The organism is Pseudomonas canadensis, assembly GCF_000503215.1.
GTDB lineage: Bacteria > Pseudomonadota > Gammaproteobacteria > Pseudomonadales > Pseudomonadaceae > Aquipseudomonas > Aquipseudomonas canadensis.
This window is the reverse complement of record NZ_AYTD01000013.1, coordinates 1135651-1148186: the sequence shown is the minus strand read 5'-3', so window position 1 is coordinate 1148186 and position 12536 is coordinate 1135651. Positions and strand designations below refer to the sequence as shown.

Genomic DNA, 12536 nt, shown 5'->3' with positions numbered 1-12536 from the left:
CCTTTTCGGGGCCAGTCACATGAGCTTAGTCAGATTAGGCAAGCGTGCCGGATGCAATTTCCCCCTTGCTCCGCTAGCATTACCGGCTTCTGTTTCCCAGTTGCGACGGTTTTCGATGAGTTATCAGGTTCTTGCACGTAAATGGCGTCCGCGCTCGTTCCGCGAAATGGTCGGCCAGACCCATGTGCTCAAGGCTCTGATCAATGCCTTGGACAGCCAGCGGCTGCACCACGCCTACCTGTTCACTGGTACGCGGGGGGTGGGCAAAACCACCATTGCGCGCATCATCGCCAAATGCCTGAACTGTGAAACCGGTATTACTTCGACGCCGTGCGGCACCTGTTCGGTGTGCAAGGAAATCGACGAAGGGCGTTTCGTCGACCTGATCGAGATCGACGCCGCGAGCCGCACCAAGGTCGAAGACACCCGCGAGCTGCTCGACAACGTGCAGTACGCGCCGAGCCGTGGCCGCTTCAAGGTCTACCTGATCGACGAAGTGCACATGCTCTCCAGCCATTCCTTCAACGCCTTGTTGAAAACCCTGGAAGAGCCGCCGCCCTACGTCAAATTCATCCTGGCCACCACCGACCCGCAGAAACTTCCTGCAACGATTCTGTCGCGGTGCTTGCAGTTCTCGCTGAAAAACATGACCCCCGAGCGGGTGGTCGAGCATTTGACCCACGTGCTGGGCGTCGAGAACGTACCGTTCGAAGACGACGCGCTGTGGCTGCTCGGCCGCGCTGCCGATGGCTCGATGCGTGATGCCATGAGCCTCACCGACCAGGCCATCGCCTTTGGTGAAGGCAAGGTCATGGCCGCTGATGTGCGCGCCATGCTTGGCACCCTCGACCACGGCCAGGTATTCGACGTGCTGCATGCGCTGATCGAAGGCGACGCCAAGGCGTTGCTCGAAGCTGTGCGTCACCTGTCGGAGCAAGGCCCGGACTGGAACGGCGTGCTCTCGGAAATCCTCAATGTGCTGCACCGCGTTGCTATCGCCCAGGCGCTGCCTGAGGGTGTCGACAACGGCCATGGCGACCGCGACCGTGTGTTGGCCCTGGCCCAGGCGTTGCCGGCCGAAGATGTACAGTTCTACTACCAGATGGGCCTGATTGGCCGCCGCGACCTGCCGCTGGCGCCTGACCCGCGTGGTGGCTTTGAAATGGTGCTGCTGCGGATGCTGGCGTTCCGGCCCGCCGATTCGGCCGATGCGCCGAGACAGCCGCTAAAGCCAGTGGGGATCAGCCAGGCCACAGTTGATTCCGCCAAACCAGTGGCTGGCGCGGCGGTGGTTGCGCCAGTGGTTGCTGCGCCTGCGCCTGCGCCGGTTGCTGCGGCGCCCGAGCCTGAGCCTGTGGTCGCTGCGCCGGTGATCGAGCCCGAATCCGTCGTCGAACCTGAACCGGTTGTAGACCTGCCTTGGAATGACCCGGTAGACGCTGAAGTCGAAGCCGAGCAAGCGCCCGCCGTGGAGCCCGTGCTGGAAACCATCGGCGAGCAGCCCGAGCTGACCCCGATGCCCACGCCGACCCCGGACAGTGTGGTGCCGGACGCGCCCGAATGGGTGTCGGCGCCGGTTCCCGAGCCGACCGTGGCCCAAGTGGAAGCCGCCACGCCGGGCATCGACCTCGACGACGAACCGCCGCTGGACGAAGACTACATCGAGCCGGACATGGATTCGGCCTACAGCTACTTGGACGATCTGGCCAGCGAACACACCGCCGAGCCGGCCCCCGAGCCTGAGGCGGAACCCGCTGCCGCGCCGGCCACCGGCCTGGCCCTGCAATGGCTGGAATTGTTTCCGAAGCTGCCGATTTCCGGCATGACCGGTAGCATCGCCGCGAACTGCACGCTGATTTCCATCGATGGCGATCACTGGCTGCTGCACCTGGACCCGGCCCACAGCGCCCTGTTCAACGCGACCCAGCAACGCCGCCTGAATGACGCACTGAACCAGTACCATGAGCGCACGCTGACCATTACCATCGAGCTGATCAAGCCGGAGCAGGAAACCCCGGCCCAGGCCGCGACCCGCCGGCGTATCAACCGTCAGCGTGAGGCCGAGGACTCGATCCACGGTGATCCGCTCATCCAGCAAATGATGCAACAGTTCGGTGCGGTCGTCCGTCACGATACTATTGAACCTGTCGAAGCCCCGGTGCCCCAGGCGTCCTGACACCGGGCTACTAACTTGATCCACGTACTTTGAGGTGATTCCCATGATGAAAGGTGGCATGGCCGGCCTGATGAAGCAGGCGCAGCAGATGCAGGAAAAAATGGCCAAGATGCAGGAAGAACTGGCCAACGCCGAAGTCACCGGTAAAGCCGGTGGCGATATGGTCAGCGTGGTGATGACCGGTCGTCACGACATCAAGCGCGTGAGCATCGACCCAAGCGTATTGCCAGGCGTCGGTGAAGATGACTTGGAAATGCTCGAAGCCTTGTTCGCTGCCGCCGTCAACGACGCCGTGCGCAAGATCGAAGCCAACAGCCAGGAAAAAATGGGCGGTGTGACCGCTGGCATGCAATTGCCACCGGGCATGAAGCTGCCGTTCTGATCCGGTAGCTTTAGCTAGACTCCAATGCCAGGCCTTGTGCCTGGCATTTTTGTTTGTGCCGAATCTGATCGAACCCTGGCACGGCACGCATGGTCTGCACCCTATACCGATGGATTCGATAAAGGAGCCCTTTCATGCCTCAAGAACCAACCCTGAACCAGCGCATTGTCCTGGTCTCACGCCCCCAAGGCGCACCGACCCCGGAAAATTTCCGCCTGGAGCGCGTGAATCTACCGGAGTTGGCAGACGGCCAAGTCCTGCTGAAGACGTTGTACCTGTCTTTGGACCCTTACATGCGTGGACGTATGAGCGACGCACCGTCCTACGCCGCTCCGGTGGAAATCGATGAAGTGATGACCGGTGGCGCTGTCAGCCGTATCGAGCAATCGCGCAATCCGAAATTCGAAGTGGGTGACCTGGTAGTCGGTTCCACCGGCTGGCAGAGCCATAGCATCTCCGATGGCCGGAACCTGATGCCGGTGCCCAAGGGCCTGGCCAGCCCGTCCATGGCCCTGGGTGTGCTGGGCATGCCGGGCATGACCGCCTACATGGGCCTGATGGATATTGGCCAGCCCAAAACCGGGGAAACCCTGGTCGTCGCCGCAGCGTCCGGCGCAGTGGGCTCGGTGGTGGGGCAGGTGGCCAAGCTCAAGGGCTTGCGCGTGGTCGGGATCGCAGGGGGCGCGGACAAGTGCCGCTACGTGGTGGAGGAGTTGGGCTTCGATGCCTGCGTCGACCACAAAAGTGCACACTTCGCCGACGAATTGGCCCACGCCTGCTTCAAGGGCGTCGACATCTATTTCGAGAACGTCGGCGGCAAGGTATTCGACGCCGTGGTGCCCTTGCTTAATCCCAAGGCCCGGATTCCGCTGTGCGGGTTGATCGCCGGCTACAACGCCCATGAAGCACCCAGCGGCCCCGACCGGTTGCCGGCGCTGCAGCGCACGCTGCTGACCAAGCGCGTGCAGATCCAGGGCTTTATCGTGTTCGATGACTACGGTGATCGCCAGCCCGAATTCCAAAGCGCCATGGCGCCGTGGGTGCGCGACGGCAAGATCAAGTTCCGCGAGGATGTGGTCGAGGGCCTGGAGCGGGCGCCCGAGGCCTTTATCGGTCTGTTGGAAGGGCGCAACTTCGGCAAGTTGGTCGTGCGCATTTGACGCTTATCCGGGGCGCGGGTATAAACCGCGTCTCGTTGTTTTGTCGGACCCTTCGCCCATGAGCTTCAGCCCCCTGATTCGCCAACTGATCGACGCCCTGCGCATTTTGCCGGGTGTCGGCCAGAAAACCGCCCAGCGTATGGCGCTGCAACTGCTGGAGCGTGATCGCAGCGGCGGCGCCCGGTTGGCCCAGGCCTTGAGCCAGGCCATGACCGGTGTCGGTCACTGTCGCCAGTGTCGCACCCTCACTGAAGAAGAACTCTGCCCGCAATGCGCCGACCCACGCCGCGACGACACGCTGCTGTGCGTGGTAGAAGGGCCGATGGATGTGTACGCGGTGGAGCAGACCGGCTATCGCGGCCGTTACTTCGTACTCAAGGGCCACCTGTCGCCGCTGGACGGTCTGGGCCCGGAAGCCATCGGCATTCCGCAACTGGTGGCGCGCATTGAAGAACAGGGCACTTTCACTGAAGTGATCCTCGCCACCAACCCGACGGTGGAAGGTGAGGCGACCGCGCACTACATTGCGCAATTGCTGACCAACAAAGGCTTGATCACCTCGCGTATTGCCCATGGCGTACCGTTGGGTGGCGAGCTGGAGTTGGTGGACGGTGGAACGTTGGCGCATTCCTTCGCCGGCCGCAAACCCATCGCCCTCTAAGGTTCACCGCTCCCACATTGGCATTGAGTTGTTGGTAAAAGTTGTACATGTCTTGATAACCAAGCAAGCGCTTGGTAAGTTCGCTCCACCTCACCGTGGAGCTTGCCGATGTCTGCCTATCAGGACTACTTCGACCCCAGCCACCAATTGGTCCGCGACAGCGTGCGCCGTTTCGTCGAGCGCGAGATGTTGCCGGGCATCGAACAGTGGGAGGAGGCGGAAAGCTTTCCCCGCGAGCTGTACCTCAAGGCCGGCGCGGCGGGGATTCTTGGCATCGGCTACCCCGAAGCTCTCGGTGGCAGTCATGAAGGTGATCTGTTCGCCAAGGTGGCTGCCAGCGAAGAATTGATGCGTTGCGGCTCTGGCGGCGTCGTCGCAGGGTTGGGTTCATTGGATATTGGCTTGCCGCCTATCGTCAAATGGGCCCGGCCCGAGGTGCGCGAGCGCGTGGTGCCGCAGGTCCTGTCCGGTGAAAAGATCATCGCCCTGGCGGTCACCGAGCCGGGCGGCGGTTCGGATGTGGCCAGCCTGCAAACCCGTGCCGTTCGCGAGGGCGACCATTACCGCGTCAGCGGCAGCAAGACCTTCATCACCAGCGGCAGCCGCGCCGACTTCTACACCGTGGCCGTGCGCACGGGTGGACCGGGATTTGCCGGCATCAGCCTGCTGCTGATCGAAAAAGACACCCCCGGTTTTACCGTTGGCCAGCCTCTGAAGAAAATGGGCTGGTGGGCGTCGGACACCGCTGAATTGTTCTTCGACGATTGCCGCGTGCCCGTCGGCAACCTGATCGGCGCTGAAAACATGGGCTTTGCCTGCATCATGGGCAACTTCCAGAGCGAGCGCCTGGCCCTGGCGCTCATGGCCAACATGACCGCGCAGTTGGCCCTAGAGGAAAGCCTCAAATGGGCCGCCGAGCGCGAAGCCTTCGGCAAACCCATTGGCAAATTCCAGGTGATCAAGCATCGCCTGGCGGAAATGGCCACCGCCGTGGAAGTCTCCCGCGAATTCACCTACCGGCAGGCGGCAAAGATGGCCGCCGGTATCAGCGTGATCAAGGAAATTTCCATGGCCAAGAACCTTGCCACCGACACCGCCGACCGCGTCACCTACGACGCGGTACAGATCCTCGGGGGCCAGGGTTACATGCGCGGTAGCCTGGTGGAGCGGCTATACCGCGACAACCGCATCCTGTCCATCGGTGGCGGTACCCGCGAAGTGATGAATGAAATCATCAGCAAGCAGATGGGGCTTTGATCACTGTTCGGTCAGCGCAAATTGCGTCAAACAAAACGTCGGAATCCCCATGTCTTCCAGACGCTGCGACCCACCCAGTTCCGGCAGATCAATAATCGCCGCCGCTTCAAAGATCTTCGCGCCCATGCGCCGCACCAGGTTCGCCGCCGCGATCAGGGTGCCGCCAGTGGCTATCAGGTCATCGAACATCAATACCGAATCGCCCTCGCACAGGCTGTCGGCATGCACTTCGAGGAACGCTTCGCCGTACTCGGTCTGGTAACCCTCGGCCAGCACGTCAGCCGGCAGCTTGCCTTGCTTGCGGAACAGGATCAGCGGCTTGTTCAGTTGGTAGGCGATGATCGAACCGATCAGGAAACCCCGCGCATCCATCGCGCCGATATGCGTGAACTCGGCCTCGACATACCGATGGGCAAAGCTGTCCGCCACCAGGCGCAGGGCGCGGGGCGATTGGAACAATGGCGTGATGTCACGGAAGATCACCCCAGGCTTGGGGAAGTCGATGACGGGGCGGATCAGGGATTTGATGTCGAACGAATCGAAGGTCATCGTCGAAGAGTCCTGGGGCTGGAAACGGACTCGAAGTATACCTGCGGCCTTGCCGGATGGCGCGGCCGCAAGTGTCTGCATCAACCTTCTAGCGAGCCACCGGCCAGCGCACACAACTGGATCGGGTCGAGGATATGCACTTCTTTACCTTCGGCGGCGATCAGTTCGTTTTGCTGGAAGCGGGTAAACACACGGGACACGGTTTCCACCGCGAGGCCCAGGTAGTTGCCGATTTCATTGCGCGACATGCTCAGGCGGAACTGGTTGGCCGAGAAACCACGGGCACGGAACCGCGCCGACAGGTTGACCAGGAAGGTCGCGATGCGCTCGTCGGCGGTTTTCTTCGACAGCAGCAGCATCATTTGCTGGTCGTCACGGATCTCGCGGCTCATCACACGCATCAACTGACGGCGCAGTTGTGGCAACTGCAGGGCCAGTTCGTCCAGGCGTTCGAAGGGGATTTCGCAAACGGATGTAGTCTCCAGCGCCTGGGCCGACACTGGATGAATCTCGGTGTCCATGCCCGACAAGCCCACCAGTTCGCTGGGCAGGTGGAAACCGGTGATCTGCTCTTCGCCACTGTCGCTCAGGCTGAACGTCTTCAACGCACCCGAACGTACTGCATAAACGGAATCGAACTTGTCGCCCTGGCGAAACAGGAACTCGCCTTTTTTCAGCGGGCGGCCACGTTTAACGATGTCGTCCAGCGCATCCATGTCTTCCAAATTCAACGAAAGTGGCAAGCAGAGGGGCGCCAGGCTGCAATCCTTGCAATGAGCCTGGCTGTGAGCGCGCAGTTTAACTGGCTCGGACATTTCTTAAATCCTTGTGGGAAAACACACATAAGACGTAAGGGTAACGCACTGGGGGGCGGTGAGGCCAGCCTGTACAAAAAACCGGCAGCGGTATAAAGGTTTTTGTATCGGGGCCGATACAGCCGGCATACCTATTGAGTCGGAGCTTGGATCATGTCTGTTATAGCTGCCTACAACCCTGCCATCCGCATTCCGACGGTGCCGGATGCAAAGCCAGCGGCTGAGGCCCAGGAAAAAGCACCTGAAGTTGAAACGACCACTGCACCCAAAGTGGTGGAAGGTGTGACGGTGACTATTTCCGCCGATGCATTCAAGGCCGCCGGTGCAGCCAAGAGCTCCAATGCGGATATCGATGAAAGTGGCCTGGACGACAACGTCAAACAAGTGCTGAAAATGATCCGTCAGTTGAAACAACAGATCGCCGAAAAACAGGCCGAGCTGGCGGCTGTTGCAGCGGCCACTAATCTTTCCCCTGAAGAGGCCCGCGCAAAGGCCAGCGCTTTGCAGAGCGAGATCAGTTCTCTGCAGGCGGGCCTGATGTCGGCCCAGACTTCACTCGCTAAGTCGATGAAAGGGATGAGTGCCGAGGATTCGATGAAGACTGCCTCGCTGTCGATGTAATCAAATCACCCGGGAAAATCGCTGCCTGTTCTGGTGCTCCAGATAGGCATCGAACACCATGCACACCGAACGCACCAGCAGTCGCCCGGCTGGCAACACGCGAATGCCTTGGGCGTCGAGTTCGATCAGGCCATCCTCGGCCATCGCCGTCAGTTGCGGCCAGATGTCGTCGAAATACCCGCGAAAGTCGATGTTGAAGGCCTGCTCGATCGTCTCGAATGCCAGGCTGAAATTGCAGATCAACTGCTGGATTACTTCCCGCCGCAACCGATCGTCCGTGGTGCAGACCAGGCCGCGACTGGTAGCCAGTTGCGCGCCGGCCAGGGTGTTCTGATAGCCGTTGAGGTCGCTGCTGTTCTGGCAGTACAGGTCACCGATCTGGCTGATCGCCGACACCCCGAGCCCGATCAAGTCGCAGTGGCCGTGGGTGGTGTAGCCCTGGAAGTTGCGTTGCAGGGTGCCTTCTTCCTGGGCAATGGCCAACTCGTCGTCGGGCAGGGCGAAATGGTCCATGCCGATGTAGCGGTAGCCGGCCTGGGTCAGTTGCTCGATGGTGGTTTGCAGCATCAAGAGCTTTGACGCAGGGGAGGGCAGTTCGTCGGTGCTGATACGCCGCTGGGGCATGAAACGCTCCGGCAGATGCGCGTAATTGAACACCGACAGACGGTCGGGTTGCAGCCTGATGACTTCTTCCACGGTGCGCGCAAAATTGATCGGTGTTTGCTTGGGCAAGCCGTAGATCAGGTCGATATTGATCGAGCGAAATTGCAGGGTGCGCGCCGCATCGATGACCGCACGGGTTTCCTCCAGGCTCTGCAGGCGATTCACTGCCCGTTGTACCTCGGGGTCAAGGTCTTGCAGGCCGATGCTCACGCGGTTGAAGCCAAGTTCACGCAGCAGGCCCATGGTCGCCCAGTCCGCTTCACGGGGGTCGATCTCGATGCCGTAGTCGCCGGAATCGTCATCCAGCAAATTGAAGTGCTGGCGCAGGCAGCCCATGACCTGGCGCAGTTCATCGTGGCTAAGAAAGGTCGGGGTGCCGCCGCCGAAGTGCAGTTGCTCAACCCGCTGTTTCGGATCGAGGTGGCAGGCCACCAGTTGGATCTCTTGCTCCAGGCGTTGCAGGTAGGCCTGGGCGCGGCCACGGTCCTTGGTGATGACCTTGTTGCAAGCGCAGTAGTAGCAGATGTTCGCGCAGAACGGCACATGCACATACAGCGACAACGGTCGCACGGCTTTGCGGCTGTCGCGCAGGGCGTGGAGCAGGTCGAAAGTGCCGACCTGGCTGTCGAATTGTACGGCGGTGGGGTAGGACGTGTAACGCGGTCCCGCCAGGTCGTAGCGGTGAATCAGATTGGTGTCCCAACGAATGGCGTCGAGCATGCGGGCGTTCCCCCGGATAGGCTAGTGGGCCGAGTCTAGGGGCGTGGCGGGGATGGCATCTTGATTTGCATCAACGGGGAGCGGCGCTATGCCACATGGCGCTTTAATGGCCCATCAACCAGTGCTGGTGCGGGCCGGGCAACGTCCAGATACCGAAGAGTATGACCAGCACGCCACCGGTCATCCGCACGCTGCGTTTGCGCAATAATGCAGTGACCCGTTCGGCGGCTAGGCCGGTAGCCAACAGCACCGGCCAGGTCCCCAGCCCGAACGCCAGCATCAGCAACCCGCTGTCCAGTGCATTGCCCTGGCTCGCTGCCCATAGCAGCGTGCTGTAGACCAATCCGCACGGCAACCAGCCCCACAGCGCGCCCAGTAGCAAGGCGCGCGGTACGCTGGACACCGGCAGCAAACGGTTGGCGACTGGCTGGATGTAGCGCCACAGGCCGCGTCCGAGGCTTTCGATACGGGTGAGGCCGCTCCACCAGCCGGCCAGGTACAGGCCCATGCTGATCAACAACAACCCGGCCAGTACGCGCATGAACATCGCCGCCGGGCTGTTCGCCACTGCCCAACCGGCCAGGCCGATCAACACCCCGGCAGCGGTATAGCTGAAGATGCGCCCCAGGTTGTAGGCCAGCAGCAGTTTAAACCGGCGACCACGCTGCTCCCTGGGGATGGCCAGGGTCAGCGCGCCCATCAGGCCACCGCACATGCCCAGGCAATGGCCGCCGCCGAGCAGGCCGAGGATCAGCGCGGAGACCAGCAGTGGCGCCAGTTCAAGCATGGGGCGGGTCTTTCGGCGGTTGTTCGGAGTGGTTGGCCTCTTCGATGCCGGCCAGGTGGTTCGGGTCCTGGTCGTCGAACAGCACGCTATGGGCCGGGCCGTCGAGGTCGTCGTACTGACCGCTGTCCACCGCCCAGAAAAAGATGTAGATGGCCACGCCCACTAACAGCAGCGCCGCCGGAATCATCACGTATAAAGCTGGCATCTGCACTCCATGGTCGTGCGGCTCACACCGGCAGCGGGCGGGTTACTGAGGGGGCTCGGACCGTTGGCGCGCTCGGCAGGCGAGTCAGGCGCAGGGCATTGAGCACCACGGTCAACGAACTGAGGGACATGCCCACTGCGGCCCAGATCGGGGTGATCCAACCCAGGGCGGCGAACGGCAGCATAAGGCCATTGTACAGCCCGGCCCACAGCAGGTTCTCAATGATCACTCGGCGGGTGCGCCGCGCCAGGGTAAAGGCTTGTACGAGGGCGTCCAGGCGATTGGACAGCAAGACCGCGTCGGCGCTGGTCTTGGCCAGGTCGGTGGCCGTGCCCATGGCCACGCTGATATCGGCGGCGGCGAGGACTGGCACATCGTTGACCCCGTCGCCGAGCATCAGCACCTTGCGGCCTTCCTTGTGCAGTTGTTGCAGTACGTGCAGCTTGTCATCGGGGCGCAAGCCGCCGTGGGCTTCGTCGATCCCCAGTTCGGCGGCGACGCTGGCGACCATCGGCGAACTGTCGCCGGACAGCAACAGCGTGCGCCAGCCACGTGCCTTGCACGCGGCGAGCAGGGCCGGCGCGTCACTGCGCAGACGGTCATCGAGGACGAACCAGGCCAGGGCGCCTTCACGGTCGCCGAGCAGCAGCCATTGGCCCGAAACCTCAGGCGCGGCTGGGATCGGGCAACCACTGAGTTCGCAGACAAAACCCGGTTGGCCAATGCGCAATACGCGCTCGCCGACACGCCCTTCAAGGCCCAGCCCTGGCGAACTGATGACTTCATCGGCGGCCAGTGGCGCACGGCCAAAGGCGCGGGCAATCGGGTGTTCGGAGCGGTTTTCCAGGGCAGCGGCGAGGCTCAGGCACAGGTCGGTGCTCAAGCTGCCCAGGGGGCGGATGGCTCTCAGCGCCAGGCGCCCTTCGGTGAGGGTGCCGGTCTTGTCGAAAATCACCGTGTCGATCTGATTCAAGCCTTCCAGCACATGCCCGCGGGTCAACAGCAGGCCGAGTTTGTGCAAGGTGCCGGTGGCGGCGGTGAGGGCGGTGGGGGTGGCGAGGGACAGCGCGCAGGGGCAGGTCGCCACCAGCATCGCCAGCACAATCCAGAACGCCCGCGACGAATCCAGTTCCCACCACAGCAGGCCGATCAACACTGCGGCGATCAACGAGCACAACAGGAACCACTGCGCGGCACGGTCGGCGATCTGCGCCAGGCGCGGTTTCTCGGCCTGGGCCCGCTCCAGCAGGCGAACGATGGCGGACAAGCGTGTGTCGTGGCCCAAGGCGCGTACTTCGACGGTCAGCGCGCTTTCGACATTGAGGGTGCCTGCGGTGACCGCGTCGCCGGTCTGGCGGGGCTGCGGCAGGTACTCGCCGGTGAGCAGGGATTCATCGACGCTCGATTGCCCATCAAGGATCACGCCATCGGCTGGCAGCACAGCGCCTGGATGCACCAGGACTCGATCGCCCAGTGCCAGTTCCGGGAGCAGGATGCGTTCACTCTGGCCATCGGCCTTGAGCCGCAGGCACGAGGCGGGCAACAGGTTCACCAGCTGTGCGGTGGCGGCGGCCGTGCGCTCGCGGGCGCGGCGCTCAAGGTAGCGACCGGCCAACAGGAACAGCGCAAACATGCCCACCGCATCGAAATACAGCTCGCCCACGCCGGTGATCGCGGTCCAGATCCCCGCCAGATAGGCGCCACCGATAGCCAATGACACCGAAACGTCCATGGTCAGGTGACGCGTGCGTACGTCGCGCATAGCGCCCTTGAAAAACGGTGCGCAGCTGTAGAACACGATGGGCGTTGTCAGAAACATTGCCACCCAGCGCAGGATCACGTGCAGCTCCGGGCTCAGATCGATATTGAATTCCGGCCAGGTGGCCATGGTTGCCATCATCGCTTGGAACCACAGCAGGCCGGCCACGCCCAGTTGGCGCAGGGCCAGACGGTTTTCGCTGGCCAGTTGCTCGGCGGCGCGGTCCGGCTGATAGGGGTGGGCGGCGTAGCCGATGTGGCGCAACTCGCTGAGCAGTTGGCTTAGCGGCAGTTGGCCGTCTGCCCAACGCACCTGCAGTCGATGGTTGGACAGGTTCAGCCGCGCCTCGGCCACGGCGGGCAGGCTGCGCAGGTGTTTTTCGATCAGCCAGCCGCAGGCCGCGCAGCTGATGCCTTCCATCAACAGGGTGGCTTCGGCGAGTTCGCCTTCGTGGCGCACAAAGGGTTTCTGCACATCGGCGCGGTCGTACAGCGCCAGCTCATCCACCAACTGCACCGGCAATGCCTCTGGGTTGGCCGAGGCTTCGCTACGGTGCTGGTAATAGCTTTCCAGGCCGCCGGCCACAATGGCTTCGGCCACCGCCTGGCAGCCTGGGCAACAAAGCTCGCGGCGTTCGCCGAGGATCACTGCGGTGAAGCGGCTGCCCGGCGGAACAGGCAGGGCGCAGTGGTAGCAGGGGATTGGGCTGGTCATGGGTATGAATCTTAGTCGGCTGGGAAGGCCTCATCGCCGGCAAGCCGGCTCCTACAGGTCTAACGCG

At 62.4% G+C, this 12536-nt stretch carries 12 protein-coding genes; 6 read left to right on the top strand and 6 right to left on the bottom strand.

Features of this window, described 5'->3' with window-relative positions:
• The first annotated feature begins 115 nt into the window (after positions 1 to 115).
• The 5 genes from dnaX to U367_RS0114095 all read left to right on the top strand — a co-directional run bounded on the left by dnaX (position 116) and on the right by U367_RS0114095 (position 5636).
• Complete coding sequence (gene dnaX, locus U367_RS0114115) at positions 116 to 2176, top strand: DNA polymerase III subunit gamma/tau (protein ID WP_028617481.1); 2061 nt, start codon at positions 116 to 118, stop codon at positions 2174 to 2176.
• A gap of 43 nt (positions 2177 to 2219) precedes the next feature.
• On the top strand, positions 2220 to 2558 hold the full coding sequence (locus tag U367_RS0114110) for a YbaB/EbfC family nucleoid-associated protein (protein WP_003175481.1): 339 nt from the start codon (positions 2220 to 2222) through the stop codon (positions 2556 to 2558).
• 134 nt (positions 2559 to 2692) lie between these two features.
• Positions 2693 to 3718, top strand: coding sequence for an NADP-dependent oxidoreductase (locus tag U367_RS0114105; RefSeq protein ID WP_028617480.1), 1026 nt, complete (start codon positions 2693 to 2695; stop codon positions 3716 to 3718).
• Positions 3719 to 3776: 58 nt separating this feature from the next.
• A complete protein-coding gene (gene recR, locus U367_RS0114100; RefSeq protein ID WP_028617479.1) occupies positions 3777 to 4379 on the top strand; it encodes a recombination mediator RecR in 603 nt (200 codons plus the stop codon).
• A gap of 108 nt (positions 4380 to 4487) precedes the next feature.
• Entirely contained in the window at positions 4488 to 5636 is a 1149-nt protein-coding gene (locus tag U367_RS0114095; protein ID WP_028617478.1) for an acyl-CoA dehydrogenase family protein, read from the top strand.
• Here U367_RS0114095 and U367_RS0114090 read toward each other — a convergent pair whose 3' ends face one another.
• Positions 5637 to 6185, bottom strand: a complete 549-nt coding sequence (locus U367_RS0114090) for an adenine phosphoribosyltransferase (RefSeq protein WP_028617477.1) — start codon at positions 6183 to 6185, stop codon at positions 5637 to 5639.
• An 80-nt stretch (positions 6186 to 6265) separates the two neighbouring features.
• A complete protein-coding gene (gene fnr, locus U367_RS0114085; protein ID WP_016979302.1) occupies positions 6266 to 7000 on the bottom strand; it encodes a fumarate/nitrate reduction transcriptional regulator Fnr in 735 nt (244 codons plus the stop codon).
• A gap of 153 nt (positions 7001 to 7153) precedes the next feature.
• On the opposite strand from fnr, the gene U367_RS0114080 reads away from it, so the two are divergent.
• Entirely contained in the window at positions 7154 to 7621 is a 468-nt protein-coding gene (locus U367_RS0114080) for a hypothetical protein (RefSeq protein WP_084651060.1), read from the top strand.
• Here the strand turns inward: U367_RS0114080 and hemN are convergent, their stop codons facing one another.
• The 4 genes from hemN to U367_RS0114060 form a co-directional block, all read right to left on the bottom strand.
• Entirely contained in the window at positions 7622 to 9004 is a 1383-nt protein-coding gene (gene hemN, locus U367_RS0114075; protein WP_028617475.1) for an oxygen-independent coproporphyrinogen III oxidase, read from the bottom strand.
• A 103-nt stretch (positions 9005 to 9107) separates the two neighbouring features.
• Positions 9108 to 9791, bottom strand: coding sequence for a sulfite exporter TauE/SafE family protein (locus U367_RS0114070; RefSeq protein ID WP_028617474.1), 684 nt, complete (start codon positions 9789 to 9791; stop codon positions 9108 to 9110).
• Positions 9784 to 9996 carry a cbb3-type cytochrome oxidase assembly protein CcoS gene (ccoS, locus tag U367_RS0114065; RefSeq protein WP_028617473.1) on the bottom strand — a complete coding sequence of 71 codons (213 nt, stop codon included), beginning with the start codon at positions 9994 to 9996 and terminating at the stop codon, positions 9784 to 9786. Before ccoS ends, U367_RS0114070 begins: the two co-directional genes overlap by 8 nt.
• 22 nt (positions 9997 to 10018) lie before the next feature.
• Positions 10019 to 12469, bottom strand: coding sequence for a heavy metal translocating P-type ATPase (locus tag U367_RS0114060; RefSeq protein WP_028617472.1), 2451 nt, complete (start codon positions 12467 to 12469; stop codon positions 10019 to 10021).
• Between the last annotated feature and the right edge of the window lie 67 nt (positions 12470 to 12536).